The sequence below is a fragment of the Streptomyces sp. CY-1 genome (assembly GCF_047218265.1).
Lineage (GTDB): Bacteria > Actinomycetota > Actinomycetes > Streptomycetales > Streptomycetaceae > Streptomyces > Streptomyces niphimycinicus.
On record NZ_CP178393.1, the window covers coordinates 5942464 to 5969454 of the forward strand.

17 protein-coding genes and 1 pseudogene are annotated in these 26991 nt (G+C 71.0%); 9 read left to right on the forward strand and 9 right to left on the reverse strand.

Going from position 1 to position 26991, the window contains the following annotated elements:
• Window positions 1-21 precede the first annotated feature (21 nt).
• Window positions 22-1561, forward strand: a pseudogene (locus tag ACK1X7_RS25630) (ATP-dependent DNA ligase).
• 189 nt (window positions 1562-1750) lie between these two features.
• Here the strand turns inward: ACK1X7_RS25630 and ACK1X7_RS25635 are convergent.
• A complete protein-coding gene (locus tag ACK1X7_RS25635; protein WP_390793716.1) occupies window positions 1751-2959 on the reverse strand; it encodes an alginate lyase family protein in 1209 nt (402 codons plus the stop codon).
• 158 nt (window positions 2960-3117) lie between these two features.
• Here ACK1X7_RS25635 and ACK1X7_RS25640 point away from each other — a divergent pair, with 158 nt between their 5' ends.
• Window positions 3118-4194, forward strand: a complete 1077-nt coding sequence (locus ACK1X7_RS25640; RefSeq protein ID WP_398158463.1) for an endonuclease/exonuclease/phosphatase family protein — start codon at window positions 3118-3120, stop codon at window positions 4192-4194.
• 40 nt (window positions 4195-4234) lie between these two features.
• Here the strand turns inward: ACK1X7_RS25640 and ACK1X7_RS25645 are convergent, their stop codons facing one another.
• The gene (locus ACK1X7_RS25645) at window positions 4235-5284 is read right to left on the reverse strand and encodes a LysR family transcriptional regulator (protein WP_253209690.1); all 1050 of its coding nucleotides are present in this window, start codon (window positions 5282-5284) and stop codon (window positions 4235-4237) included.
• Between the two features lie 298 nt (window positions 5285-5582).
• Entirely contained in the window at window positions 5583-7667 is a 2085-nt protein-coding gene (locus ACK1X7_RS25650) for a PhoX family protein (protein ID WP_390793714.1), read from the reverse strand.
• A 324-nt stretch (window positions 7668-7991) separates the two neighbouring features.
• On the opposite strand from ACK1X7_RS25650, the gene ACK1X7_RS25655 reads away from it, so the two are divergent.
• From ACK1X7_RS25655 to ACK1X7_RS25665, 3 genes are all read left to right on the forward strand, one after another.
• Window positions 7992-10361: a VWA domain-containing protein gene (locus ACK1X7_RS25655; RefSeq protein ID WP_413115695.1), complete on the forward strand. Its 2370-nt coding sequence runs from the start codon at window positions 7992-7994 to the stop codon at window positions 10359-10361.
• A 159-nt stretch (window positions 10362-10520) separates the two neighbouring features.
• Window positions 10521-12266, forward strand: coding sequence for a methionine--tRNA ligase (metG, locus tag ACK1X7_RS25660; RefSeq protein ID WP_385142464.1), 1746 nt, complete (start codon window positions 10521-10523; stop codon window positions 12264-12266).
• Window positions 12267-12384: 118 nt separating this feature from the next.
• Window positions 12385-12780: a DNA-binding response regulator gene (locus tag ACK1X7_RS25665; protein WP_216346277.1), complete on the forward strand. Its 396-nt coding sequence runs from the start codon at window positions 12385-12387 to the stop codon at window positions 12778-12780.
• A 23-nt stretch (window positions 12781-12803) separates the two neighbouring features.
• On the opposite strand, the gene ACK1X7_RS25670 is transcribed toward ACK1X7_RS25665, so the two are convergent.
• Complete coding sequence (locus ACK1X7_RS25670; protein WP_413115696.1) at window positions 12804-13748, reverse strand: intradiol ring-cleavage dioxygenase; 945 nt, start codon at window positions 13746-13748, stop codon at window positions 12804-12806.
• Between the two features lie 151 nt (window positions 13749-13899).
• Entirely contained in the window at window positions 13900-15705 is a 1806-nt protein-coding gene (gene aspS / locus ACK1X7_RS25675; RefSeq protein ID WP_385142470.1) for an aspartate--tRNA ligase, read from the reverse strand.
• 117 nt (window positions 15706-15822) lie between these two features.
• Between aspS and ACK1X7_RS25680 the strand changes: the two genes are divergently transcribed.
• A complete protein-coding gene (locus ACK1X7_RS25680; protein WP_398158466.1) occupies window positions 15823-17988 on the forward strand; it encodes an ATP-binding SpoIIE family protein phosphatase in 2166 nt (721 codons plus the stop codon).
• A 127-nt stretch (window positions 17989-18115) separates the two neighbouring features.
• Here the strand turns inward: ACK1X7_RS25680 and ACK1X7_RS25685 are convergent, their stop codons facing one another.
• On the reverse strand, window positions 18116-18499 hold the full coding sequence (locus ACK1X7_RS25685; protein ID WP_390793711.1) for a hypothetical protein: 384 nt from the start codon (window positions 18497-18499) through the stop codon (window positions 18116-18118).
• A gap of 186 nt (window positions 18500-18685) precedes the next feature.
• Between ACK1X7_RS25685 and ACK1X7_RS25690 the strand changes: the two genes are divergently transcribed.
• Window positions 18686-19582, forward strand: coding sequence for a helix-turn-helix transcriptional regulator (locus ACK1X7_RS25690; protein WP_385142479.1), 897 nt, complete (start codon window positions 18686-18688; stop codon window positions 19580-19582).
• A 36-nt stretch (window positions 19583-19618) separates the two neighbouring features.
• Here the strand turns inward: ACK1X7_RS25690 and ACK1X7_RS25695 are convergent, their stop codons facing one another.
• Complete coding sequence (locus ACK1X7_RS25695; RefSeq protein WP_385142483.1) at window positions 19619-20770, reverse strand: Dyp-type peroxidase; 1152 nt, start codon at window positions 20768-20770, stop codon at window positions 19619-19621.
• 67 nt (window positions 20771-20837) lie between these two features.
• Between ACK1X7_RS25695 and ACK1X7_RS25700 the strand changes: the two genes are divergently transcribed.
• Window positions 20838-22181 carry a right-handed parallel beta-helix repeat-containing protein gene (locus ACK1X7_RS25700; protein WP_385142486.1) on the forward strand — a complete coding sequence of 448 codons (1344 nt, stop codon included), beginning with the start codon at window positions 20838-20840 and terminating at the stop codon, window positions 22179-22181.
• Between the two features lie 7 nt (window positions 22182-22188).
• Here ACK1X7_RS25700 and ACK1X7_RS25705 read toward each other — a convergent pair whose 3' ends face one another.
• Window positions 22189-22896 (reverse strand): hypothetical protein, encoded by a 708-nt coding sequence (locus tag ACK1X7_RS25705; RefSeq protein WP_413116909.1) that lies wholly within the window; start codon window positions 22894-22896, stop codon window positions 22189-22191.
• Between the two features lie 549 nt (window positions 22897-23445).
• Between ACK1X7_RS25705 and ACK1X7_RS25710 the strand changes: the two genes are divergently transcribed.
• Window positions 23446-25923, forward strand: a complete 2478-nt coding sequence (locus ACK1X7_RS25710; RefSeq protein ID WP_385142547.1) for an SdrD B-like domain-containing protein — start codon at window positions 23446-23448, stop codon at window positions 25921-25923.
• Between the two features lie 93 nt (window positions 25924-26016).
• Here ACK1X7_RS25710 and ACK1X7_RS25715 read toward each other — a convergent pair whose 3' ends face one another.
• Window positions 26017-26988 carry a pirin family protein gene (locus ACK1X7_RS25715; protein ID WP_385142489.1) on the reverse strand — a complete coding sequence of 324 codons (972 nt, stop codon included), beginning with the start codon at window positions 26986-26988 and terminating at the stop codon, window positions 26017-26019.
• Window positions 26989-26991 lie beyond the last annotated feature (3 nt).

Consider the following 26991-nt stretch of genomic DNA (forward strand, 5'->3'; position numbering starts at 1 on the left):
GGTGCGGGGCAGGCTGGAGCCATGCTGCTGGCCGATGTCGCGCTGACCTCCCGACAGGTCGCGGCCACCTCCGCCCGCTCGGAGAAGATCGCCGCGCCTGGCCCGGCTGTTCCGGCGTACGGAACCGGCCGAAGCGGCCGTGGTGATCACCTACCTCGCGGGCAAACTGCCCCAGCGCCGGACCGGAGTGGGCTGGTCCACCCTGCGCCACCGCCGGGAACCCGCCGCCGAGCCGACGCTCGCGGTGCTCGATGTGGACGCGGCGCTGACCCGGGTCGCGGCGGTCTCCGGCACCGGCGCGACGGCGGCCCGCAAGCGGCTGGTGGGCGAGCTGCTGACCGCCGCGACCAAGGAGGAGCAGGGCTTTCTGCTCGGCCTGATCGGCGGGGAGCTGCGGCAAGGGGCCCTGGAAGGGCTGGCCGTGGAGGGGCTCGCCGAGGCGGTGGGCGCACCGGCCGCCGAGGTGCGGCGGGCGGTGATGGTCGGCGGTTCGCTGGGCACGGTCGCCGAGGCGCTGCTGGCGCGCGGACCTGAGGCGCTGGCCGAGTTCCGGCTCGAGGTGGGGCGGCCGGTGCTGCCGATGCTCGCGCAGAGCGCCAAGGACCTGGACGAGGCCATGGACCGGCTGGGGCCGTGCGCGGTCGAGGAGAAGCTGGACGGGATCCGGGTGCAGGTGCACCGGGACGGCGAGGACGTACGGATCTACACCCGCACCCTCGATGAGATCACCGACCGGCTTCCGGAGGTGGTCACGGCGGCGCGGGAGCTGGCGGTGGACCGGGCGATCCTCGACGGTGAGGTGATCCTGCTGGACGCCGAGGGGCGGCCACGGCCGTTCCAGGAGACCTCCGCCCGGGTCGGCTCCCGGCTCGATGTGGCCGGGGCGTCGGCCGCGCTGCCGCTGTCCCCCGTCTTCTTCGATCTGCTCGTGGTGGACGACGACGTTCTGCTCGACCTCCCGGCCCGCGAGCGCCATGCCGAACTGGCCCGGATCGCCCCCGGGCCCCGGCGGGTGCGGCGGCTGGTGGCCGACGACCCGGCGGATCCGGAAACCCGGCGTGCGGCGCGGGAGTTCGCCGCCGACGTGCTGGCGCGGGGGCATGAGGGGGTGCTGGTCAAGTCGCTGGAGGCGCCGTACGGCGCGGGCCGGCGCGGGGCGTCCTGGCTGAAGGTCAAACCGGTGCACACACTGGATCTGGTGGTGCTGGCGGCGGAGTGGGGGCACGGCCGCCGCACCGGGAAGCTGTCCAACCTCCATCTGGGCGCGCGGGCGGCGGACGGCACGTATCTGATGCTGGGCAAGACCTTCAAGGGGCTCACCGACGCGATGCTGGAGTGGCAGACGCAGGCGCTGCTGGGGATCGCGGTCAGCGACGACGGCTGGGTGGTGCGGGTGCGGCCGGAGCTGGTGGTGGAGGTGGCCTTCGACGGGCTTCAGCGCTCGTCCCGCTATCCGGCGGGCGTCACGCTGCGGTTCGCGCGGGTGCTGCGCTACCGGGAGGACAAACCGGCGGCTCAGGCGGACACGGTCGAGGCGGTGCTGGCGCTGCGGGGTGGGTGACGGGTCTTGGCGCCCGCGGCGGGCTGCTCCCCTACCCGCCCCTTCCCGCGACTGGGGCTCCGCCCCAGAGCCCGGACCCGGGGCTCCGCCCCCGAACCCCGGGTCCGGAGGCGGAGCCCTGCCGTACGGCGGAGCCCCCCGGGCCCCGGGGCGCGGGGCGGTCCGGGGTCGTTCCGGATCGGGCGGGGGTCAGGACGGGTTCTCCGCGTGGGTCAGGGTCTCCCAGCCCAGGAAGAGACTGTTGGTGCCCGCCGGGCGCTGCTGCTCGGTGAGCTTCTGGGTGTTGGCCATGGCGATGCCGAGGCGGGTGTGCAGGGCGTTGTAGCCGACCTCGGTGATCGGGCCGAGGCCCCGCTTGACGCTGCCGCCGCACAGCCAGGACGGCACACCCTCGCCCAGCTCGTACTTCGACTGGAAGCCCAGCGCCTGCCGCAGCCGCTCGCCCACCTCGGGGTAGAGGTCCTGGCCCTGGATGCGGCTGGTCTCGGCGACATGCGCGATGGAGGCGATGCCGTATCCGGTGTGGGTGAAGTCGCGGCAGGTCTCCTGGGTGAGGCCGGTGACGAAGGTCGTCTGGCCCTGCCAGTACTTGACGATCTTGTCGCGGGTGTCCAGGCCGCTGCCGGGCGCGGTCTTGGGCAGGGAGCCGTCGGACTGGAGGTAGATGTAGGCGGGGACGCGGCCGCGGAACTTCGCGACGGCCTTGTCGTAGCTGGCCCGGTCGTCGAGGAAGACGGAGATGCCGGTGGCGGCCTCCATCATCACCAGCTCCCAGTTGCCGTTGGAGTTCGAGCCGCCGATGACCTTCGGGAGGTAGACGTTCCGCAGCATGGTGGAGAAGCGGCTGATGGAGGCGTCCGACCAGCCGTCGTAGCTGTAGCGGATGATCTCGGCCGCCCGGGGCCAGGAGGATCCGGCCCAGCCGGTCTGGAGCGGGGCGTTGCTGTTGGTGTGGTCCTTGATGGTGGCGGACCAGGCGTCCATGATCTGGATCGCCTTCTCGGCGTAGCGGCTGTCGCGGGTGATGTACCAGGCCAGCGAGAGCGAGTAGGCGGCGAGCGCGTCCTGGCGCTCATCGGTGCAGCCGAGGTTGGGGTCGGAGTACGGCCCGCATTCGACGACCGCCCGGGGCTTGGGGGTGCGCGACAGCGAGGCGTACGGGCTCGACAGCATCGCGTCGTACGCGCCCTTCCAGGGCTGCGCGCCGGCGTTCACCTTGGAGCGGACGAAGTCGAGCTGGGCCTGGCTGACCAGGACCCCGGGGTGGGTGAAGGCGGCGGCGGCCTCGGGTTCGGCGGACCGCTGGGCCTGTCCGGCCGTGGCCGGGCCACTGAGGATGCCCGCGAACAGCGCGGCCAGCGCTGCGGCGAGGGCGAGATACAGGGCTCTGGTGCGCATGGGGGCGGCTCCTGACGGTGGGGTTCGCGTATATGAACGACGGATGCCGACATGAACTCCTGCGATGCTCCGGGAAGTTAGCTCATGAACACGTCAAGGTCTAGACCTGCGGGGCGTAGGAGAGAATGTGCGCCCCGCCCCGATCGAGAGGCCCCAGCGTGGAGACGACAGTCGCCGAGGACCAAGGCACCGGCCCCGGCCGCCCGTCCGGCGCCCCGCGCGGCGCCCGGGGCACCCGGGGCGCCGTCGCCCGGCTGCTCCGGCTCCCCGGCGGACGGGCCCGGCGGACGGCGGCCTGGTCCGCGATGCTGCCGCTGGCCCTGGTCAGCGCGGTGGTGCTGTGCCGGGCCGCGGACATCGACGGCATCACCCCCATACCGCAGCTACTGGCCTTCCTGCCCTGGCTGCTGGTCCCGGCGGCGCTCGGGCTGCTGCTCTGCGCGGCCGCCCGCTGGCCGCTGGGGTGCGGCTGGGCGCTGGCGGCAGCGGCGGCCACCGGGTGGTTCATCCAGCCGTACGACGGCGGCACCCCGCCCGAGCCGCATGGACCGGTCCTCGCCCGGCTGCGGGTGATGACCGCGAACCTCGAATTCGGCCAGGCCAGGGACGGACTGCTGACCGCGCTGCGCCGGGAGCGGCCGGACCTGGTCGCGGTGCAGGAGTGCGACACGGAGTGCGGCGAGGCGCTGGACTCGGCCGCCGTCCGCGCGGCCTACCCGTACCGGAGCATCGCCCTCGGCGACAGCCCCGCCGCGGGCTCGGCGATCCTCAGCCGCCACCCGCTGACCCGCGCGGAGGGGGTGCGCGGGACGCTGCGGATGCCGGGGGCGGTCGTCCGGATCGCCGGGCAGCGGCTGCGGCTACAGGTCGCGCATCCCATGCCGCCGATGCCGGGCGAGCTGGACGTCTGGCGCACCGAGCTGGGGCGGCTGCGGGCCTACGCCGCCGGGCGGGGCGAGGAACCCACCCTGATCGCGGGCGACTTCAACGCCACCCAGGACCATGCCGCCTTCCGGTCCGTCCTGGACACCGGGCTGCGGGACAGCGCACGGGCCACCGGCGTCTCCCGCACACCGAGCTGGCCGAGCGCCACGGCCCCGGTGCTGGGGGCGCAGATCGACCATGTGCTGGCCAGCCGGGCACTACGGCCGCGTACGGCCCGCTTCCTGGAGCTGCCGCACACCGACCACCGGGCACTGCTGGTGGAGCTGGACCTGTACGGGCCACAGGGCTGACCGGCGACTCAGCGACTCAAGTTCCCGCTCGGGTCGCGGCTCAGCTCTCGCTCGGGTTGTAGGAGTTGGCCAGCTCGAACGGATCGGGCTCCAGGCCAGCCGTGGGCCAGCGCTGCTCCCGCTGCCAGCGCGCGTTCTCCTGCGCGAGCGCGTCCCAGAGCAGATTGAGCGGATGGCCCGCGTCATAGGACGCGCGCTCACCACGCCGGGTGAAGGCGCCCAGCAGCACCTCCAGCCGGGGCCCGGTGTCATTGACCAGCTCGACCGCGCGCAGCCCGCGTCCGTACGCCACCCGCGGATCGCCCGCCGCGTCCGCTACCCCCTTGGTGACCAGCATGCAGCCGCGCAGCAGACCGGAGCGCAGCAGCTCGAAACCGTAGTTGACGGTGTCGATCTCGGCGGCGATGCGCAGCTTGTTGCGGTAGTCGCCGCCGAACCAGGTGTGCAGCACCCCGGCCATCAGCCCGCTGGCCGAGACCACCAGCGGCAGGGAGCGCAGCGCGCTGCTCGGGGCGGTGGGGCCGGGCAGCTCGGCCTCGGACAGATTGGTCAGCAGCGAGACCCCGCTGCGGCGCCACTCCATGACATCGAAGGCGGCGAGTTCATCGTCGCCCTCGGGCCGGGTCACCACGGAGCCGCACACCAGGTCGACATCCTTGGCGCGCAGCTTGGCCAGTACGTCCCGGGTGCGCACATGGCCGACCTTGAGCTCGATGGCGCGCTGCCGGAACTCCTCGGACACCCGCTCCCCGGCGCCCGCCAGATAGCTGAGGGTAAATCGAGTGGTGCCCACCACCAGGGTTTTTCCCAGGCGGCGCCGTGACTCATGGATGCCGTCCAGCCACTCGCCGAGAGTTCCGCGCGCCAATTCGACCAGGGCTTCTCCGGTGCCGGTGAACAGCACGTCCTTGCCGCGCCCCTGCTTGAGTACGAGGGGTTCGCCGCAAAGCTCGCGAAAGTTCCGGTTCATGGTGTCGATCTGCTTTTGCACACTGGACTGTTCACGGCCCAGAATCCGTGCGGCGCCCAGTGCGGTACCGGCCTCATGGACCATGATCAAGGTGCGCAACTGGTCCATCGTGGTGTCCATGAGCGCGAGTGGGCTCTGCGCCCAACGGCCGCGCCGATCCGTCGTCGGTGGTCCGAGCGACCCGGGTCGCACCATGATTTCCCCCGCTTTTCACGTTCTCCCGTTTTCCTGACTCCAGAGTTTAGTCAGCTATCCACACGGATATCCGGGTCCGATATGAGCGAGAGCAACCCCGCTTTTCCGGACTCCTTACGCGCGCGCCCCCCGCGAGCCGCTGCGGCGGCTCGCGGGGGGCGCGGGGGTCGCGGGGGCGCGGGCTGGGGCGTGGGCCTCGTGGACTTCACAAGGCCCGTGGGCCTCAGGCGCCGATGTCGCCGCCGTCGCGCCGCCAGACGCTGATAACGGACGGCCGGGTCAGCTTGCCCGGTCCGTCGGGCCAGGTCGACGCGGGCTTCTCCACGCTCGCGCCATCGAGCTCACCCGGGTGCTGCACGGCCACCAGCACCCGCCGCTCCTGCACGATCGGGCCACAGGTCTCGGCGCCGGTCGGCACGGTCAGGAACTGCTTGACCTGGCCGCGACGGCTGCCCGCCGTCGCCACGCCGAACAGCCCGTCATGGCTGCCGAGCGCGTTGCCGTCCGTGGAGATCCACAGATTGCCGTGCGCGTCGAAGGTGATGTTGTCCGGGCAGGAGATCGGGCTGACCTGGTCCTTGGGGAAGCCGCCGAAGTAGGTGCTCGGGTCCTCGGGGTCGCCGCAGACCAGGAACAGCCGCCAGTTGAAGCGGGTGGAGCCCGGGTTGTTCCAGCGCTCGGTCAGCTCCAGGATCTGGCCGTGCTTGTTGGCGTTGCGCGGGTTGGCCTCGTCGGCCGCGGCCTTGCCCGTCTTGCCACGGTCCGAGTTGTTGGTCAGCGCGATGTACACACGACCGGTGCGCGGGCTCGGCTCGACGTCCTCGGGGCGGTCCATCTTCGTCGCACCGGCCTTGTCGGCGGCCAGACGCGTGAAGACGTACACCTCCTCGGCGGTCATCCCGTCCACGAAGGAGCGGTCGCCGCTGGCCAGCGGGATCCACTCACCGGCGCCGTCGAACTCGCCGTCCGCGGGAAGCTTTCCGGTGCCGTCGATCTCGGCGGACGGGCTGTCACCGGTGAACTTGGCGACGTACAGCGTGCCCTCGTCCAGCAGCGTGCGGTTGTGCTCGCGGGCGATGCGGCTGTTGCCCTTCATCATCCGCTTGGCCGAGACGAACTTGTAGAAGTAGTCGAACTTCTCGTCGTCGCCCATGTAGAGGACCGGACGGCCATCGGTGGTCAGCCGGGGCTCGGCGGCCTCGTGCTTGAAGCGGCCCAGCGCGGTCAGCTTGCGCGGGGTGGAGTCGGGGTCGAACGGGTCGACCTCGATGACCCAGCCGAAGCGGTGCGCCTCGTTGGGCTCCTTGGCGAGGTCGAAGCGGTCGTCGAAACGCTCCCACTTGCGCTCGGAGGCGCCGTCCTTGAAGCCGTAGCGCTTCAGGCCCGCCTTGACGGTCGGGTCGGTGACCTTGTCGGGGTTGGCGAAGTACTGGTTGAAGTTCTCCTCGCCGGAGAGCACCGTGCCCCACGGCGTGATGCCGCCACCGCAGTTGTTCAGCGTGCCGAGGACGCGCTTGCCGGACCGGTCGGCGGAGGTGCGCAGCAGCTCGCTGCCCGCCGCCGGGCCGGTGACCTCGAACGGAGTGGTCGCGGTGATACGGCGGTTGAGCTGGTGCCGGGGCAGGGCGGTGAGCCGGCCCAGCCGGCGCTCCTCGGCCGTCATCACCACGGACAGCCCGTGCGCGGCCCAGGCGATCTCGGCCTGCTCGCGGGTGGGGTTCTCCGGGTCGTACCCGGCGAACATCAGCACCTCGTCGGTGTACTCATGGTTGACCACGAGGAGCTGATGGTCGCGCTCGCCGGGGACGTCCAGCACCGCCATGTAGTCGTTGTTGTAACCGAACTGGCCCGCCTGGGCCTTGGCGCTCTGCTTGGCCGGGTCGAACGCGGGCGCACCGCGCAGGATCGGGTCGCCCCAGCGGAGCACCACGTTCTGGTCGTGGCCCTCGGCGGTGACCACGGTGTCCTGGGTGTTGGGGGCCACCGGCGAGAAGCGGAGGCCGCGGGCGGCCTTGCCGTCCTTCGCCTCGGCGGCGGCACCGGCGGTGGCGGCGGCGTCGCCCGACGCGGCGGACGCCTGCGGCGCCCGCTCCACCGCCACGGCCCCGGTCGCGGCCGCCACGGTCATCACCGCACCGGCGCGCAGAAGGGAACGGCGCGAGGTGGCAGCGGCGATTGCGTCGCCCACGTAGGCGTTGTCAGAGGTGTTCGGCGTCTCGTGAAAGCAGGCGTCGCCACAGCGGTACCGGCACGTCAGCGCGGAACGACCGCCCGGGTGTGAGCTGATGAGCGGCAGGAGGTTGCGCACGTCTTCCCCTCCGTAAGGGTGTCACGTATGGGCTGCGAAGGGCCCCGCATGGGCAGTACGCCGACGCGGTCCGGTCCGACATGACGTCGGGATCCTTTGGCGGCGAAGCTATGGGCGTAGAACCGCACAGTGGCGACGAACGCCTGAACCAGAGGTGAACGAAGCGCGAGCGGAATCGGCGGAAGAGGGCCGCCGGGCGGCCCGCTAGCCTTTCGGCACCACGGTCATGCACCGCCATGCACCGCACTCGACACGTGAGAGGTATCTCCCATGGGCATACGGGACCTACTGCGCAAAGTTTTCGGCCGCTCCCGAACCACGGGGGTGGACGAAGCTTCTGCCGCGCCGGAGGCGGAGGTTGTCCCGGACCCCCAGTCGGCCGAGAAGTCGGCGGAGCCGACGGTAGAGCAGACGGCAGGGCAGACGGCAGAGCCGACGGCAGAGCCGACGGCGGGCGAGAAGGCCGAGTCCAAGGCTGAGTCGGCCGCCGGGCCGAAGGCTGCCGAGTCCGGCGCCGGGCCGAGGGCTGCCGAGTCCGGCGCCGAGCCGAAGGCCGAGGCCAAGGTGGAGGCCGAGCCCACGCCCGAGCCGGGGGCTGAGCCGAAGCCTGAGCCGGCCGCGGACATGGCACCGGACCCGGACTCCCTCGACGACGAATCCACGCACGACCCGGCCCTGTCGGCTCCGCTGAAGTCCCTCGACGAGATCCTGAAGTCCCCCGCGCCCGAGGACACGACAACCTCCGGCGACGAGGCGCCGGTCGAGGCAGCGGCAGCGGTCACCGCCGAGGCGAAGAGGGAGGCGAAGGCAGAGGCGGACGAGCCCAAGCCCGCCGCCGAGGCCGCGGCGACGGCCGTGTCCGAGCCGGATGTTGACGCCCAGTCCACGCCTGCGGACGCTGCCGACGCCACGTCCCCCACCGCCCCCGCAGCCGACGCCCCGGCCGAGCCCGCCGCCGCGCCCGAGGCTGCCGCAGCCGCGGACACCCCGTCGGCGGACGCGAGTGCCGATGCCGACGCCGAAGCCGAGGCGAAGGCGGGCACCGCCGCTGCTGCCGAGCCCAAGACCGAAGACGAGCCCGCCGAGACCCCGGCCAAGGCCGTGACGGAGGCCGAGCCTGAGCCTGCGACCGAGCCGGTGGCGGAGACGGCCGAGCCGGTGGCGGAGACGGCCGAGCCGGTGGCGGAGGGCGCCGACGCATCCTCGGCGGAGGCCGACACCACACCCGAGGCCGAGGTTACGGAGGACCCCGCGCCGGAGCCCGCCACGGCAGAGACGGCAACCGCCGCCGCGCCCGAGGGTGAGGCAGCGGCAGAGGCTGACCACGAGGCCACGCCCGCCGTCGCGAGCGACGAGGCCATACCCGTGGCCACGAGCGACGACAAGCCCGCCACGGCAGAGGCCGAGGCCACTGCGGAAGCCGAACCGGAGGCCCCGGCGGAGGTCGAGCCCGCAGCCGATGGCGATGCCACGGCGGCTCCGGCGGCGGCGAGTGCCGATGCCGAGCCCAAGGCCGAAGCCGAGGCGGCAGCAGAGGCTGACGACGAGGCCGCCCCCGCGGCCACGACCGACGACGAGCCCGCCGAGGCAGAGGCCAAGCCTGAGCCCGAGGCCAAGACCGATGGCGAGCCCGCCCAGGCGAAGACCGACCCCACGCCCGAGGCCACCCCCGCGACCGCGAGCAACGACAAGCCCGCCGAGGCAGAGGCCAAGCCTGAGCCCGAGGCCAAGACCGATGGCGAGCCCGCCCAGGCGAAGGCCGAGCCCGAGGCCACCCCCGCGGCCACGAGCAACGACAAGCCCGCCGAGGCAGAGGCCGAGCCCGAGCCCGCGGCCGCCTCCGCGGCCAAGGTCGACGACAAGCCCGCCGAGCCCGCCGCCGAGCCCGCGCCCGAGCCGGTCGCGGCCGCCACCGCCGCCACCGCCGCCAGCGCCGCCAAGACCGACGCGCCCGCCACCGCGACCGCATCCACCACCGCATCCGCCATCTCTCCCGCCGACCTCGCATCGCGGGCGCCCGGGTTGGTTGGGGCGTACAACGCGGCCGGGGAAGCCATCCAGGCGCTTGGGCTGGCCGGGCAGCGGGCGGTCGTCTATCTCGTGCTGGACCGGTCCGGGTCGATGCGCGGGTACTTCAAGGACGGCACGGTTCAGCACCTGGCCGACCAGGCGCTCGCCCTGTCCGCGCAGTTCGACGCCACCGGCACCGTGCCCGTCGTGTTCTTCTCCACCGACATCGACGGCACCGCCGACCTCGAGCTGGACCGGCACACCGGCCGCATCGAGGAGCTGCACGGCTCGCTCGGCCACATGGGGCGGACGAACTACCACACCGCCGTCAACGCCGTCATCGAGCACTACAAGGCGTCCGGCACCACCGACCCCGCGTTCGTGATCTTCCAGACGGACGGCGCGCCCACCACCAAGACCGCCGCCGAGAAGGCGCTGTGCGAGGCGGCGGGGCTGCCGCTGTTCTGGCAGTTCCTGGCGTTCGGGGACCCGGAGGCGAAGGGGTTCGACTTCCTCCGGAAGCTGGACACCGCGCCCGCGCTGGCCGTCCCGGAGAAGCGGGCGGTCGACAACACCGGCTTCTTCCATGCCGGGCTCGACCCGCGTACGGTCGCCGACGCCGAGCTGTACCGGGAGATCCTGAAGAAGTTCGCGGGCTGGCTGGCCGCCCGTACACAGGGCTGACCAGGGGCCGCACCACATCCGGCAACCCACCGAGCACGACACCGGGGGCCATCCGCCGCGGAAAAACGCCGCGCGGGTGGCCCCCGTCACTCGGATACGATATGGGCGGCTCAGTAGAGCTGGACGTCACTTACCGTATCGACTCGGGAGCAGCCTGCAATGGCTCGACACCTCATCACCAGCGCCCTTCCCTACATCAACGGGATCAAGCACCTGGGCAACATGGTGGGGTCCATGCTCCCGGCCGACGTCTACTCCCGCTATATGCGCCAGCGCGGCCATGACGTCCTCTACATCTGTGCCACCGATGAGCACGGCACCCCGGCCGAGCTGGCCGCCAAGGAGGCCGGGCTGCCGGTCGACGAGTTCTGCGCCCAGCAGCACGAGGCGCAGAAGGCGATCTACGACGGCTTCGGGCTCGCCTTCGACTACTTCGGCCGCAGCTCCTCCGCGCAGAACGTGCAGATCACCCAGACGATCGCGCGTGAGCTCAAGGCGAACGGCTTCATCGAGGAGCGCTCGATCCGCCAGGTGTACTCCAACGCCGACGGCCGCTTCCTCCCCGACCGCTATATCGAGGGCACCTGTCCGCACTGCGGCTACGACAAGGCCCGCGGCGACCAGTGCGAGAACTGCACCCGCGTGCTCGACCCGACCGACCTGATCGACGCCCGCTCCGCGATCAGCGGCAGCAGCGATCTGGAGGTCCGGGAGACCAAGCACCTCTTCCTCCTCCAGTCCAAGCTGGCGGAGGAGGTCGCCGCCTGGGTCGACGAGCGCGGCAAGGACTGGCCGACGCTGGCCTCCTCGATCGCCCGCAAGTGGCTGAACGAGGGGCTCCAGGACCGGGCGATCACCCGCGACCTGGACTGGGGCGTGCCGGTGCCGGCCGACACCTGGCCGGAGCTGGCGGCCGAGGGCAAGGTCTTCTACGTCTGGTTCGACGCGCCGATCGAGTACATCGGGGCGACGAAGGAGTGGGCGGACGCCGCGCGAGACACAGACGCGGAGAACCGCGACTGGAAGTCGTGGTGGTACGACGTGGACGAGACCGTCCGCTACACCGAGTTCATGGCCAAGGACAACGTCCCGTTCCACACGGTGATGTTCCCGGCCACCCTCCTCGGCACCCGGGACGCCTGGAAGAAGGTCGACTACGTCAAGGCGTTCAACTGGCTGACGTACTACGGCGGGAAGTTCTCCACCTCCCAGAAGCGCGGGGTGTTCACCGACGCCGCGCTCGAGGTGCTGCCCGCCGACTACTGGCGCTACTTCCTGATGGCGAACGCCCCGGAGTCCGACGACACCTCCTTCACCTGGGAGCACTTCACCGCCACCGTCAACAAGGACCTGGCCGACACCCTCGGCAACTTCGTCAACCGCGTGCTGTCCTTCTCCCGTAAGCGGTTCGGTGACGAGGTCCCGGCCGGGAAGGCCGCCGGGGAGGCGGAGGAGCGCCTGGGCGAGGAGATCGCGCGGCTGCTGGCGGAGTACGAGGAACACATGGACACGCTCCAGTTCCGCAAGGCCGCGGCGGCGCTGCGCGCCCTGTGGAGCGCGGGCAACTCCTATCTGGAGGAGAAGGCCCCCTGGCTGGAGATCAAGACCGACCAGGAGGCCGCGGCCCTCACCCTGCGTACGGCGATGAACCTCATCCACCTCTACGCGATCGTCTCCGAGCCGTTCATCCCGGCCTCGGCGCGGGCCATGCGGTCGGCGTTCGCGCTGAGCGAGGACACCGCGGTCTGGGTCGGTCAGGAGGAGGCGAAGGCGCTGGCGTCGGTTCCGGCGGGCACGGCCTTCACCGTTCCCCCGGTGCTCTTCGCGAAGATCACCGAGGAGGACCTGGAGTCCTTCCGGGAGCGCTTCGGCGGTGCGGAGCGGAACGGGAACGGCGCCGCGTAGCGGTCGGCGAACGGGCGCCGCATAGCCGCTCATGCGCGTGTTGATCGCGCGGCAACCGTTCGTTTAGTCCTCTCGGTGACCCTGTGGAGTCCATAACCACCGGGGAGTCGAGGAAGCAGTGCCGGACCCACGTGTCACGGTGACGGTCCACGGCCCCGACCCGCTCAGCCGGGCCGGGGTCGTGCGTCATCTACAGCATCAGCCCAGCGTCGAGCTGGTCGACCGGCCATGCCCGCCCGGCGAAGAACCCCGTGGCGCGGTCGCCGTCATGCTCGCCGAGCGCCTCGACGACCGCGCCGGGGCGGAGCTGCGCCGTCTGGTGCGGGGCGGGCGGCAGCGGGTGGTGCTGATCGCGGGCGAGCTGCGTGAGACGGAGCTGATGGCGGTGATGGAGTACGGCGTGCAAGCCGTCTTATGGCAGCACCGGACCACGCCGAAGCGGCTGTTGCGCGCCGTGCACCGGGTCGCCCGCGCGGACCGTGGCACACCGTGCGGCGTGGACCGGAGGCTGTGACCCGAGGCTGTGACCCGAGGGCCTCAGAGGTCCGTGCCCTCGTGGGTCGCGTCCGGGTCGACCCCCAGCGTGAGGCTTCCGGTGACGCCCTTCTCGATCTTTCCCTTGCGGTACTTGAGGTTCAGCAGACCGCCCTGTGCCCCATTGCCGGGGTAGATCCCGTCCGCTTCGAGGGTGGTGCGCTCGGTGGTGCTGGTGTTGTACGGGGCCACCTCGGCCGAGGCGAGCACCGCCTCCTCGGCGAAGAAGAGCTGACCGGTGTGGCAGGTGTGGCCGCCCTCGTAACCGGCGTCCGTGAGCTTGCCGCCCACGTGCACCTTGGTGTGGATATGCACACAGCGGCCCCGGTACCAGCCGGGGAAGACCGTGGTGAACTCGACGAAGCCGTGCCGGTCGGTGAGCTGGGTGCCGCGCAGATACCGCTTGTCGTCGGTCGGCTCCTGGTGGCCGCCGCCGGGCGGGGCACCGGTCGGAGCGCCCGTCGGTGCGTCGGTGGGCGGCGTCCCGGTGGGCGGGGTGCCGGTGGGCGGGGTGCCGGTGGGCGGGGTGCCGCCCCCGCCGCTGCTCGAACTCTCATAGCCCGAGTAGAGCCCCAGCGCGTCGCAGTGCCAGATGTCGACGGCGGCCTTCGCCACCGGTTTGCAGGTGTCCGAGTCGATCACTTTGAGGCGGAGGGTCATCGGGATGCCCTCCTTGTGCTCGGTGATGTCCTTTCTGATCTTGTCCGCGTCGATGTAGTACGGCCCCTCGGTGGTCTCCGAGGTGAGCCGGTAACAGACCTCTCCGGACGGGGCGGAGGCGGAGGCCGACGGGGTGGCGGAGGCCGCGGAGGTCTCACCCGCCGAGGCGGTGGTGGCGATGGCCGTTCCCAGGCCCGCCGCCGCGACGGCCGCGCCGCCCGCCACCACGACCCGCCGCCTCGTCAGGTCCCGCTGGGAATCGAGGTCGTTGCTCTGCTGTTCGGTCATGGGCCGGGACAGTAGGGAGGCAACCTGGCAGCCCCATGGGTGCCCGCTGTGAATGGCTGTGCGAAGCGCGTCATTCGGCCATCCGCCGCAGACGCGGAGCGGGGGCGCGCCGTTCGGCACGCCCCCGCCCGGTGGGTCTCGTCCGGCCCGTCTACTCGGCGGGCTTCTCGGCCTTCTCGGCGGTCTCGGCCTTCTTGACCTGCGGCGGCTTGCGCACCGACAGGTGCAGCTCCCGCAGCCGGGTCTCGTCCACCTCGCTGGGCGCGCCCATCAGCAGGTCCTGCGCGTTGCCGTTGAGCGGGAAGGCGATGGTCTCGCGGATGTTGGGCTCATCGGCCAGCAGCATCACGATGCGGTCGACGCCGGGGGCGATACCGCCGTGCGGCGGGGCGCCGAAGTGGAACGCGCGCAGCATGCCGCCGAACTCGCGCTCGACCTCTTCGCGGTCGTAGCCCGCGATCGCGAACGCCTTGTACATGACGTCCGGCTCATGGTTCCGGATGGCGCCGGAGGACAGTTCCACCCCGTTGCAGACGATGTCGTACTGCCACGCCAGAATGTCCAGCGGGTCCTTGGTCTCCAGGGCTTCCAGACCGCCCTGCGGCATGGAGAAGGGGTTGTGGGAGAACTCGATCTGCCCGGTGTCCTCGTTCCGCTCGAACATGGGGAAGTCCACGATCCAGCAGAAGCGGAAGACGCCGTCCTCGAAGTGGCCGGTCCGCTTGGCGGCCTCGACCCGCACCGCGCCCATGATCTTGGAGACCTCGTCGAACTCACCCGCGCCGAAGAAGATCGACGTGCCGGGCTTGCCCTGGACCTCGGTGATCAGCTTCTCGACGTCCTCCTCGGTGAGGAACTTCGCGATCGGCCCGGTCAGCTTGGCGTCCTCGCCGATCCGGACCCAGGCCAGCCCCTTGGCGCCCTGCTCGACCGCGAACTCGCCGAGCTGGTCGAAGAACTTCCGCGGCTGGTCGGCGGTGTCCGGCACGGCCAGCGCGCGTACGTGCTTGTCCGCGAACGCCTTGAAGCCGGAGCCCTCGAAGATGTGGCTGACGTCCCGCAGCTCGAGCTGGGCCCGCAGATCCGGCTTGTCGGAGCCGTACTTCAGCATGGCCTCGCGGAACGGGATCCGCGGGAAGGGCGAGGTCACATGGCGGCCGCCGCCGAACTCCTCGAACAGCTCGGTCATCACCTTCTCGATGACGCCGAAGACGTCCTCCTGCTCGACGAAGCTCATCTCGACATCGAGCTGGTAGAACTCGCCCGGCGAGCGGTCGGCGCGGGCGTCCTCGTCGCGGAAACAGGGCGCGATCTGGAAGTAGCGGTCGAAGCCCGCGATCATCAGAAGCTGCTTGAACTGCTGCGGGGCCTGCGGCAGCGCGTAGAACTTGCCCGCGTGCAGCCGGGAGGGGACCAGGAAGTCCCGGGCGCCCTCCGGCGAGGTGGCGGACAGGATCGGGGTCGCCAGCTCGTTGAACCCCTGCGCGGTCATCTTCTGCCGGATGGCGGAGATGACGGCGGAGCGCAGCATGATGTTGCGGTGCATACGCTCGCGGCGCAGGTCCAGGAAGCGGTACTCCAGGCGCCGTTCCTCGCCGACCCCGTCCTCGGGGAAGACCGTGAAGGGCAGCGGGTCGGCGGCGCCGAGCACCTCGACGTCGGCGACCTCGACCTCGATCTCGCCGGTGGGCAGTTCGGGGTTGACGTTGTCCGCGCCGCGCGCGATGACCCGGCCGTCGACGCGGACGACGGTCTCCTTGCTGATCGAGCTCAGCGCCTCGTTGGCGGGTGTGTCGGGGCGCACCACCAACTGGACCAGGCCGTAGTGGTCGCGGAGATCGATGAAGAGGATGCCGCCCAGGTTCCGTCGATTGTGGAGCCAGCCGGAGAGCCGGACGTCGGTGTCGACGTCAGCGGCGCGGAGCTGACCACAGGTGTGCGACCGGTACCGATGCATCATTCATCCAAGTCGTCTGATCGGGAGGCGTGCGTACCCTCGTGAACTTCCGGCCAAGCCTACCGGCGCCACGACCCTCACTGGTAAGCGGTTGGCAAATCCCCATAAGGTAGTGCAATGCGCACCGAGGACCTGCTGGCCGCCATAGCGACCGGCCTATGGCGTTGGGACAGTGTCTCGGGCGCCGTCAGCTATGACGCGGAGGCGGCCCGGCTGGTGGGCCTGCCCGCCGAGGCCACCACCCTCCCCGAGGCCGCCGCCCGCGCGTGTTTCCACCCCGCGGACTGGCTGGAGGTCAAGGCGATCGTCGACCTGGCGGTGGCCGAGGGCACGCTGGCCGAGGCCCGGCTGCGCATCGTGGACGAGAAGGGCACCGTACTGCGGACCGTGCGCACCCGGTCCCGGCCGATAGCGCGGGGCGGCAGCGAGGACGGCTACTACCTGCTCGGCACCCTCCAGGAGGTCCCCGACCCGCTGCCCGGCACCTCGGCCGCGGGCCCGCCGGTCACCGGCGACTGGCGGCGCAACCGCGAGGCGTTCCTGCTGGACGCGGGGCGGGCGCTGGCGGAGGCGATGTCCACCGCCGAGGTGCTGCGGGTCGCGGCGGGGCTGTCCATGCCGGGCTTCTCCCCGGAGGGGCTCGCGGTCTTCGGCGTCCAGGGCGAGCGGATCTCGGTGATCGGCCACCACGGGCCGCGGGCGGGAGCCGATCACCCTTTTCATGACATCGGGCTGGGCAGCGACTATCCGGCGGCCGAGGTGGTCCGCACCGGCCGGGCGGTCTATCTGCCCACGCCGGAGGAGTACCGCGGCCGGTTTCCGGCCGCCTGGTCGCTCGGCCGGCCCCGTAAGCGCCGGTCCTGGGCGTTTCTGCCGCTGATCGTCGCGGGCCGCACCATCGGCGCGTGGATGGCCGGATTCGCCCATCCCGTGTCGTTCTCGCCCGATGAGCGCTCGGTGCTGACCACGATCGCGCGGATGCTGGCCCAGGCGCTGTCCCGCACCGCGCTCCAGGAGACCGAGCGGGAGCTGGCGGACGGACTCCAGCGCTCGATGCTGCCCGCCAGCAAGCCCGATATCCCGGGGCTGACGGTGGCCGCGCGCTATGTGCCGACCGGCGGCGGACTACAGGTCGGCGGCGACTGGTACGACGTGATCGGGCTGCCCTCGGGCCGTACCGCGCTGGTGATCGGCGATGTGCAGGGCCACGATGTGCACGCCGCCGGGATCATGGGGCAGCTACGGATCGCGGTCCGGGCGTACGCCTCCGAGGGGCACCACCCCGACGCGGTGCTCTCCCGCGCCTCCCGCTTCCTCGCCGGGCTGGCTGCGCCGGACGGTCCTGACGGCCGCTACGACCCGAGATTCGCCACCTGCCTCTATATGGAGGTGGACCCGGTCGCCGGCACCCTGGACATCGCCCGCGCCGGCCACCCCGACCCGGCGGTCCGGCTCGCCGACGGCACGATGATGGTCAGGCCCACGGCGGGCGGGCTGCCGCTGGGCATCGACCCGGACACCGACTACCCGACCACCCGCGTGGTACTGGAGCCCGGCGAGACACTGCTGATGTGCACCGACGGGCTGATCGAGACCGGCGGCCACGATCTGGAGACCGGCTGGGACCGGATCCGTAAGGTCTTCGAACGGCCCGCCACCCTCACGGCCGACCCCGGCACCCTCCCCTCCGACGGCCTGGACTCCGACGATCTCGAAGCCCTCGCCGACTCCCTGGTGCAGGCCGTGCACGGGCCGCCCTCCCACCACACCACCGGCCCGCTCGCGGACCGGCGCGAGGACGACATAGCGCTGCTGCTGATCCGCCGGGAGGCGGAGGTGTGCCTGGTCGGACCCGGTTCGGCGCCGGTGCGGCGGACGGCGGTCACGGTCGCGCAGGCCGAGCCGGAGCGCATAGCGGGCACCCGGCAGCAACTGCGCGACATGCTGCACGACTGGGCCGACCCGGACCAGGTGGAGTCGGCGGTGCTGATGCTCTCCGAGATGGTCACCAACGTCCTGGTGCACACCGACGGGGACGCCCTGCTGGTGGCCGAGGTCAGCGGGCGGCACGGGACCCGGCGGCTGCGGCTGGACGTCGCCGACAGCAGCGATGAGCTGCCGCACCGCCGGCGGCCGGGCGAGCTGGCCTCGTCGGGGCGCGGGCTGCTGCTGCTGGAGATGCTCGCCGACAACTGGGGGGTGGATCCGCGCGGCGACGGCAAATGCATCTGGTACGAGCTGCACGAGGCCGCGCCGGACGGCGCGGCCCCTTCGGGTGAGTGATCACAAGGGGGCGTCGGCCGGTCCATGCCGACCACCGCGGAGTACCGCCTCGTCGGTGCGCCGCGGCGCGACGCGGCGGCGGGCGAGGCGCGGGGGTCGGCCGAGAGCGGCGGGCGAGGCGCGGGGGTCAGCCGAGAGCGGCGATCATGTCGACGGCCATGGAGCCGCTGGACGCCGGGTTCTGGCCGGTGAACAGGTTGCCGTCGCGGACGTTGTACTGCTCGATGTCGATCTCCGCCAGCTTCCGGAGGGGACCGGACTCCCGCAGCGCCCGTTCGGCGTGGGCGACGTGGTGCGCGCAGTTCTCACTCGCGACCTCGGGGTCGGCGCTGTGCCGGTCGAGCGGCTGCAACACCCCGCCGGGGGACGCGAAGTCGACCGTGTGGCCGGCCCGGACGAACTCCTCGTGGGGTGCGGCGGCCTCCTCCGCCCAGTAGCCGGTCGGGTAGGCCGAGCCGTCGGTGCGCTCCCAGGTGTCGGCGGCGGACATGACGATCAGAATCCTGCTCACGGGAAATCCCCTTCCATGACATGAGTGACGCGGCGTGGCGTGGCGGGCCCGCCGTGGCGTCGACTCCAGCGTGGTCCGTCGCACGGCCCCGTGGGCGCCCATCTCGCGCCCTGTGCGACCGCGGACCCGGCTGACTAGGACGCACAGGTCCAGTCAGGAGCGCGCGGTGTCGGGAACACTGGATCCATGGCCGAGATCAACCGTGAACTCGCTGACTTCCTCAAGCGCTCCCGCAGCCAGGGCGACCCCTCTCGTGCGGGTCTGCCCCCGGATGCCCGGGTGCGCAGGGTGCCCGGGCTGCGCCGTGAGGAAGTCGCGATCCTGGCGGGAGTGTCGGCCGACTACTACGCCCGCCTCGAACAGGGCCGTCGCATCACGCCCTCGCCCGCCGTCGTCGAGGCGATCGGCCGCGCGCTGGATCTCGACGCCGCGGGACGCGCGCATCTGCGCGACCTCATCGGCATCGCCTCGGGGCCCGTTCGGCACCGCCCCCGCGCCGTTCAGCGGGTGCGCCCCGGGCTCTACCAGCTCCTCGACGCGCTCGACGGCGAGCCCGCCCTCCTCCTCGGCCGCCGCACCGACGTACTGGCCGCCAACCGCATGGCCAAGGCGCTCTTCACCGACTTCGACCGGATGACGCCCCAGCACCGCAACTACGCGCGCTGGATGTTCCTCGACGACGACGCCCGGTCACTCTTCGTCGACTGGGACGTCCAGGCACGGGCCGCCGTCGAGAGCCTGCGGTTCGACGCCGGCCGCGACCCCGGCGACCAGGCCACCACCGCCCTCATCGCCGAACTGCGGGAAGGCAGCCCGGAATTCGACCAGTGGTGGGAGCGGCACCGCGTCCACCAACGCACCCACGGCTCCAAGCGCCTGCGCCACCCCGTCGTCGGTGAGCTGACCGTCGAGTACGAGACCTTGACCCTGCCCGGCGACCCCGACACGGCGCTGTTCGTCTACACCGCCGAAGCCGGTTCCTCGTCCAAGCGCGCCCTGGACCTGCTCGCGAGCTGGTCCCTGCCCGACTCCGCCACCGGCGCCGCCCCCTCCCGCGACCAGCGGCCCGGCTCCCACGAGTGAGCGGCAGGGCGGACGCCGGCTCTGTGGTCCGGCCGTTCAGCGGAAGAGCCGGGAACCAAGCGGGCGTTCTTCGTCGAAGCCGGGAAGTATCAGGAAGGTCGCACTGGCGGTCGTGGTGGTGAATTCCAGCAGGGCGTCGGAATTGTCCATACGGGTGAGGGTGTTGGTGAAGGTCCGTATGTCGTTCTGGAAGCTCATGAAGAGCAGGCCGGGGGCGGCTCCGTCGATGCTGTAGGAGCGACGGAGCATGAGGCCGACGCCGACCGCGGTGGCGTGCGCTCTGCGGGCATGGGCGTCCGCCGGGACGAGGTAGCGTCCGTCCGGCGTCTTGGCCCCGAGGTCCGGGCCCGAGGCGATGGGGCCACCGGAGAGGGGCACGCCGGTGGCTCGGCGGCGGCCGAAGACCGCTTCCTGTTCGGCGACGGACAGCTTGGCGAACCGCGGCAGATCGAGTTCCATGCGTCGTAGTACGGCAAGGGTGCCGTCGGCGACCGGAGCCGGTCCGGACAACCACAGATCGCGTTCCTGTTCGGCCCTGGTGTGGGGGCCCACGATGCCATCGACGAAACCGAAGAGGTTCCGGGGCGCGGCACGGCCCCGAGCCACCGGCACGTTCGCACCACGGACTCCGGTCTGCCGCCAGCGTTCCCGTATCCGGTCACCGGCCCGCTCCAGAAGCGCGGCAGTCACCACCGGTACCACCAAGGCGTCGTCGGCGCAGATCTGTATCAGCAGGTCGCCACCGCGTGCCCGGGAGGCGATCCGTTCGCGGGAGAACCGCGGGAGGTCCTTCGCGCCGGGCAGGGCAGGATCGACCGTGCGCACCAGCCGGGGGCCCACTCCGATCGTCACGGTCAGATCGCCCGGCGGGAGGCCCATCAGCCGTGCGTCGGTCCCCGCGGTGAGCGTGCGGATGGCCTCGCCGAGTTCGGCCAGCAACGGACGGACAGGCACCTCGTCGACGAGGTCGGCCACCACGGCCAGCAGGTTCCGCTGGGCCGGCTGTGGAAGCGTGATACCCGCCTGGTACCGGCCCACCGCTGACACCGGCGGGGTCGGCGCAGGGGCATCGGACCGGTCCGGCGGGGCGGAACTCGATTGGCACCCGGCGGAGAGACCGACGGCGGTCACCGTGCCGGTGGCACCGAGAAACGCGCGGCGTGACGGGCGAGAGTCGGCTTGGCACACAGTGTGAACTGTGCCATATCCGTATCGGTACCTGCGACCCTGTCGGCGCCCGTGCCAGGATGACGCCATGCCTCGTCTCCGTCTTCGCCTGATGGCCGCGTTACTCGGCACACTGGCACCCGTAATGGTCGGCTGCGGCGCGGACGATGACGGATCGGATCACGGCCGGCGGCCGTCCGGTGCGCATGTGACGATCAACGTGCCGGCCGACGCCCCGACGATCTCGGCCGCGGTGTCTCTGGCCCGGCCCGGCGATCTTGTGCTGGTCGCGCCGGGCAAATACCACGAGTCGGTGAAGATATCGAAGCCTCGCATCACCCTCCGCGGCGCGTCCCGGGACAAGGTCGTCATCGACGGGCGGTTGCGGCAGCCGAACGGCATCGTCGTCGCCGCTCCCGGGGTGGCCGTGGAGAACCTGACCGTGGAGAACAACACCCAGAACGGGGTCCTGGTCACCGGCTCGGCGAAGGCGGCCGCCGGAATGCCGGGGCAATCCGGCGGTTACGACACCGGCGACGAGCCCGTCACCTTCCTGAAATCGTTCCTGGTCTCCCACGTGACCGCGACCCGCAACGGGCTGTACGGCATCTACGCGTTCTCCGCGCAAAACGGTGTCATCGAGCACTCGTACACCTCGGGCTCGGCCGACTCGGGGATCTATGTCGGACAGTGCAAGCCCTGTCGCATCGTGGTGCGGGACAACGTCGCCGAACTCAACGCGGTCGGTTACGAAGGCACCAATGCCAGTGGCGACATGTACGTGGTCGGTAACCGCCTCGTCGGTAACCGGGTCGGGCTCACCACCAACTCCGACCACCAGGAGAAGTTGCTCCCGCAGCGGGATGCCGTCATCGCGGGCAACCTGATCGCGGCCAACCAGCAGGCGGCCACCCCCGAACAGGCCGACGGCGGGTGGGGCATCGGCATCGGCATCGACGGCGGCACCGACAACCAGTTCGTCCGCAACCGAGTCGCCGGCAACAGCAACGCCGGGCTGATGATCACCGCAACCGCTGACCTACCGCCGAACGGCAACCGGATCCTGGACAACACCTTCGCCGCCAACGGCGTTGACGTCGGCTGGACGTTCCCCACCGCCACCAAGGGACGGGGCAACTGCCTGCGCGGCAATGATCTGCGAACGACGAAGCCCGCCCGGCTCGCGACAACCGCGTCCTGCCCGCGTCCCGCCCGGTCGCCCTCGCCGTCCGGCACCTGGGCGAAGCCGACGGCACCTGGCGGTATCCCGTTCACCGACGTGGCGGCGCCTGGGCCACAGCCGCAGTTCCCGAAGGCCACCAGCACGGGGGCCACCGCCGTACCGGCCGTTCCGGCGCTGCCGGACACGGCGGGCATCCGGCTGCCGTCGGCGGCACTGCTCGCCGCGGGCGCGCGGGTGCGGACGTCCTGAGCGGCGGCTACCGCGCCGCGGTGGCTCCCGGTACCGGCCGGACCGGAACGTACTTCTGGGTGTCGAAATCGATGACCACCGGCTGAGGTGCGGAAGCCACGCCGACGCGAACCCGGTACATGGTGCCGTCCGAGCCGAGCCAGTAGCGCACGGCACCCGCCGAACCGGACGTGGGCACGGCACCCGCCGAACCGGACGTGGCGCGGGCGCTCGGCCCGGTCATGATGTCCACCTGATGGCCGTCCAACCGGTCCTGCCCCACCCAGGCGGCACCGTTCTGTGGCAGGAGTTCGGCGTTGTCCGGCCGGTCGCTGCCGAGCTTCAGCGCGATGGCCAGCGAACTGTCCAGCGAACTGCCGGAGTTCTGGAGCGGACGGCGGTACCAACCCGAACCCGGCGGCCGTGCCGGTGCCTTCGCCGGGGTGTTCGCCATCGGGTGGACGAACACGGTGGTGGCCGTCCACTGGATCAGCCCGTCGCTGGACGTATCGCGCCCGGTGCCGTGCACCACGCCGTAACCGACCTTGCCGCGGTAGTCGATGGATCCGGTGATGGTCAGCCCACCGGCGGTGTTCGGCACGTCGATCGTCACGGCGCGCCCGCCCGCCTGGTAGTTGAGGAACCGCGTGACCGCCAGGCGGTTCGCCTGATCCGAGGTCAATGTCTTTGGCCCGCTGGGGGCGGAGCCGCTGTCGACGGCCAGGAACGTGGCCACCGCGACGGCCACACCGCCGATGGCTGCGGCCACCACCCAGCGTGGCCTCAGCCATCGGCGCTGACCGGCCGCGCGCCGCGAGAAAACGTGTCTGATTTTCAGACTCCGTACCCGGCGGATTGCTAACCCGTTCCGCTTATTCATTCCCTACTCTCCCCCCGATCTTGGGTCACACCCGCTACAGTATCGCTGCTGGTGGGGCGGTTCAGGATGACAATTCAGACTCTTGTGCTGTTTCCATGTGGGAGGCGAGGCCAAGTGCGACTCGTCCGGGAATGGCACTCCCGAGTCCCTGAATTCGCCACCTCCGCCAGGACGACCAAGAACGACCGGGCCCACCGAAACAGCGGTGGGCCCTTTTCATGACCGACGTGTCACCCGGGGCCGGGATGCGAAATGTACGGCTGGAAGCGGGTGGTCGGTTCACATCACGAGGGGAGAGTGATGGCTGTGCGAAGAGTATGTGGAAGGTTACGCCGGACAGCCGGGAAGCGTACGGGTCCGCTGGCACGAGTGGGCCTATGCGGTTTCTTGCTGTTGGGCAGTGCCATGGGTGCGACGGCCGGGACGGCCACCGCTTCGACCGGCGACGGAACCCTGACGGTTCAGGTACTGCGGGATTTCTTCGGCACCGGCGTGATCAACACGACCATGGATGTGCCGCAGCGGGGCATGAAGGTTCGGGTAACCGACCCTGCCGGCCATCGGGTCGCCGGCACCACGGATGCCACCGGAAAGGTGGTGGTCTCGAAGTCGACCGAACTGACCGGCGGCCAGTACCGCGTCGACGTCACCATCCCGGCGCCGTACAGCAAGTACCTGCGGGCGGCGCCGGCCTCGACGGCGGAAAACCACTTCGACAGCTTCACGACGTTCGTGGACGTGTCGGACGGCAAGGACGACTCGGTCATTACCGGGGTCTGGAACCCGGCCGACTACGCGCTGCCGGACTCGCGGTATTTCGTGCCGATCCAGAACACCGCCGACGGGCAGGACACCCGGGCACTGGTGGCGTTCGGGACGGACAAACGGGGTACGTGTCCCGGCGACACGGCGTGCCCGACCGCGCTCAACACGCGGGCCCAGGTGGGCACGACGTTCGCGTTGGCCTACGACAAGTACCAGAAGCGGCTGTTCCAGGGCGCGTTCGCCCGGCGGTACACCCCGTACGGGCCGGACGGCGGTAACGCGATCTACACCACGCCGACCGACGGTGGGAGCGCGCCGACCCTGTTCGCGAAGGTGCCGGACGCCACGGTGACACCGCACGACGCCTCCAACATGATCAAAGACGCCGGATTCACCGATGCGCCGGGCAAAGAGAGCATCGGCGGCATGGCCCTGTCGGAGGACGGCTCAACGCTGTACGCGATGAACCTGCGGACCCGGAGACTGGTCAGCTTCGACGCGACCGGTACCACGGCGTCCGCGCCCAAGGCGACGGTGCGCATCCCGGACCCGGGCTGCGCGAGCCCCGGTGACTGGCGGCCGTTCGGTCTTCAGGTCCACGACAACAAGCTCTACGTCGGTGGCGTGTGCAGCGCGGAGAGCACACAGAAGCGCGAAGACCTGAAAGCCGTCGTCTACACCTACGACGGCGGACAGTTCGACACCGTGCTGACCCAGCCGCTCACCGCCAAGCGCGGCTCCGTCTTCGGTTCCAACGACGTCGACCGGGCCACCCACTGGAACCCGTGGAACACCTCCCTGGACACGTGGGACGAGCGGAAGGTGGGCAACGTCCACATCGATCCGCAGCCGGAGCTCGCCTCCCTCGCCTTCACCCGCGACGGTTCGATGGTCCTCGGTTTCCGCGACCGGTTCATGGACGTCGTGAGCTGGGGTGGACTGGACCCGAGGCCGAACAACGACACCCCGGAAAATGGCATGGCCGGTGGTGACATCAACATGGCCTGCGCCAATCCCGACGGCGGGTACTCGTGGGAAGGCACCGGGAGTTGCCCCAACCACGCCACCCCCGCCACCGGTGGCGGCCAGGACAGCAGTGTCGTCGAGTACTTCCCGGGCGACTTCTATGGCAACGGAGTTCACGCAGAGACCGCGCTGGGGTCGGTGGCCTACATCCCGCAGCAGCAGTGGGTCGTCAGCACGGAGTTCGACCCGGTCGTCGACGTCGCGACCTCAGGGACCGGGTACCACAACATCACCACCGGCCAGGGCCCGGGCAACAGCCCGAAAGCCAACGGGTACCAGTTCGTCAGTCAGGCACAGAGCGGGTTCGGTAAGGCCGGTGGGCTCGGCGATATCGCCTACGAGGCGGCGAACGCGCCGATCCAGATCGGGAACCGGGTGTGGTTCGACGGCGACCACAATGGGATCCAGGATCCCGAGGGCCGCAACGAAGTGCCGCTGCCGGACGCGACGATCAACCTGCTGGACGCCGACGGCAAGCAGGTCGCCACGACCAAGACCGATGCCGCCGGCGAGTACTACTTCGGTGGCGTCGGCGCCGCGTATGAGCTGAAGCCGGGCGCCAAATACACGGTGCAGTTCGACGTGTGCACCGCGGACACCGACAAGGTGCCGACCCAGCCGCCGGCCACCAGGCTGCGGTTCACGCTCCCGCGGGCCGGTGCCAACCGGGCACATGACTCGAATGTGACCCCGCCGAGGACCGGGCGGCTGTGTAACGGAAGCGCACCCGTCACGGCGCCGGACAAGCCGGGAGAGGTCGATCACACGATCGACGCCGGCGTGTACATCCCCAAGCAGAAACCGCCGACTCCCACGCCGACGCCCACTCCGTCGTCGTCCGAGCCGCCGACCTCTGAGCCGCCCAACAATCCGGGCCCCCAGTCCGGCGGAGGCTCGGGGACAGGCGGAGGCTCAGGGAGCGGCGGAGGCTCAGGGAGTGGCGGAGGCTCCGGAACAAGCGGAGGCGGTGGGTCGCTGGCCAACACGGGTACGTCCGGCCTACTGAAGATCATCTCCCTCAGTGCCCTGCTGGCCGGTGCGGGCGCGACAGCCGCGTTCGTGACCCGGAAGCGTCGCGCCGGGCAACACTGAGAACAACGCTGAAAGGCGGGTGATCCGCCCGTAGGCGCTGACGAGCCCCGTCCATACCGGACGGGGCTCGTTCGCATGTGGTCCCGGCGAGCCTTACATCCCGCCCTCGGACATCCCGTGCACGGCCGGGATCGTGCCGAGACGCCCCTTCTGGAAGTCCTCGAACGCCTGCTGGAGCTCCTTGCGGGTGTTCATGACGAACGGGCCGTAGTGGGCCATCGGCTCGCGGATCGGCTGCCCGCCCAGGAGGACGACCTCCAGCTCCGGAGTGTGGGAGTCCTGCTTCTCGTCGGCGCGGACGGTCAGCGCGCCACCGTCGCCGAAGACCGCCGTCTGCCCCACCTGGACGGGGCGGCGCTCGGTGCCGACGCTGCCGCGGCCCGCGAGGACGTACGCGAGGCCGTTGAAGTCCTCCCGCCACGGCAGGGTGATCTCCGCACCCGGCGCCAGCGTGGCGTGGATCATCGTGATCGGTGTGTGGGTGATACCGGGACCCTGGTGGCCGTCCAGCTCACCGGCGATGACCCGCAGCAGCGCGCCGCCGTCCGGGGTCGTCAGCAGTTGCACATTGCCGCCGCGGATGTCCTGGTAGCGCGGCGCCATCATCTTGTCCCTGGCCGGGAGGTTCACCCAGAGCTGTAGGCCGTGGAAGAGGCCGCCCGACACGACCAGCGACTCCGGCGGCGCCTCTATGTGGAGCAGCCCCGAGCCGGCCGTCATCCACTGGGTGTCGCCGTTGGTGATGGTGCCGCCGCCACCGTTGGAGTCCTGGTGGTCGAAGACCCCGTCGATGATGTACGTGACGGTCTCGAAGCCGCGGTGGGGATGCCAGGGCGTGCCCTTGGGCTCGCCCGGCGCGTAATCCACCTCGCCCATCTGGTCCATCATGATGAACGGGTCGAGGTGCTGGTAGTCGATGCCAGCGAAGGCCCGGCGCACCGGGAAGCCCTCCCCCTCGAAACCGCTGGGGGCGGTGGTGACGGCGCGCACGGGGCGCTGGAGTGCCTCGGCGGGTGCCGCGACGCGCGGCAGGGTCAGCGGGTTCTCTACGGTCACTGCGGGCATGAC

Bases quoted from the DNA above. Each gene is read 5' to 3' on its own strand.
- ACK1X7_RS25635 (WP_390793716.1), bottom strand. From the start codon at position 2,959: ATGCGCACCAGAGCCCTGTATCTCGCCCTCGCCGCAGCGCTGGCCGCG.
- ACK1X7_RS25645 (WP_253209690.1), bottom strand. From the start codon at position 5,284: ATGGACACCACGATGGACCAGTTGCGCACCTTGATCATGGTCCATGAG.
- metG (WP_385142464.1), top strand. From the start codon at position 10,521: ATGGCTCGACACCTCATCACCAGCGCCCTTCCCTACATCAACGGGATC.
- ACK1X7_RS25670 (WP_413115696.1), bottom strand. From the start codon at position 13,748: ATGACCGAACAGCAGAGCAACGACCTCGATTCCCAGCGGGACCTGACG.
- aspS (WP_385142470.1), bottom strand. From the start codon at position 15,705: ATGCATCGGTACCGGTCGCACACCTGTGGTCAGCTCCGCGCCGCTGAC.
- ACK1X7_RS25680 (WP_398158466.1), top strand. From the start codon at position 15,823: ATGCGCACCGAGGACCTGCTGGCCGCCATAGCGACCGGCCTATGGCGT.
- ACK1X7_RS25690 (WP_385142479.1), top strand. From the start codon at position 18,686: ATGGCCGAGATCAACCGTGAACTCGCTGACTTCCTCAAGCGCTCCCGC.
- ACK1X7_RS25700 (WP_385142486.1), top strand. From the start codon at position 20,838: ATGCCTCGTCTCCGTCTTCGCCTGATGGCCGCGTTACTCGGCACACTG.
- ACK1X7_RS25710 (WP_385142547.1), top strand. From the start codon at position 23,446: ATGGGTGCGACGGCCGGGACGGCCACCGCTTCGACCGGCGACGGAACC.
- ACK1X7_RS25715 (WP_385142489.1), bottom strand. From the start codon at position 26,988: ATGCCCGCAGTGACCGTAGAGAACCCGCTGACCCTGCCGCGCGTCGCG.